General features: G+C 49.9%; 1 pseudogene. It reads right to left on the bottom strand.

What is annotated here, in order from left to right:
- A pseudogene (gltD, locus tag AB4585_RS23570) lies at positions 1-453 on the bottom strand (glutamate synthase); the annotation flags it as partial.

Genomic DNA, 453 nt, shown 5'->3' with positions numbered 1-453 from the left:
CTTGCGACATTGCCTCGGTCATCCAGTTTAATGTCCAACTGAGCTAAAACGCCCGTTGGCTCTGGATGCAAGAAGCCCATTGCTAGGAACGCCAAATCACAAGGGATCACGCGCTCACTGCCTGCCACTTCTTTAAATGATGGACGCTCACCAGGAGCTGCATCTTGCCAAACGATATCAGCAATACGTAGACCTGTTACCTCACCCTTATCGTTACTGATAAATTCTTTGGTTAGGATGTTCCAATGACGCTCACAGCCTTCTTCGTGAGAAGTGGTTGTTTTCATGATCATTGGGTATTGCGGCCATGGCATGTTAGCAGGGCGTTTCTCTGGTGGGATCGGCATGATCTCAACCTGAGTGATGCTCGCCGCTTTATGGCGGTTAGAGGTACCTACACAGTCAGAACCCGTATCACCACCACCGATAACCACAACATGTTTGCCTGCTGCG

Origin of the sequence: Vibrio sp. 10N.222.49.C9 (assembly GCF_041474985.1) — a bacterium.
Taxonomy (GTDB): Bacteria; Pseudomonadota; Gammaproteobacteria; order Enterobacterales; family Vibrionaceae; genus Vibrio; species Vibrio crassostreae_C.
The sequence above is the reverse complement of the archived record's forward strand: the minus strand, read 5'-3'. Positions and strand labels throughout refer to the sequence as shown.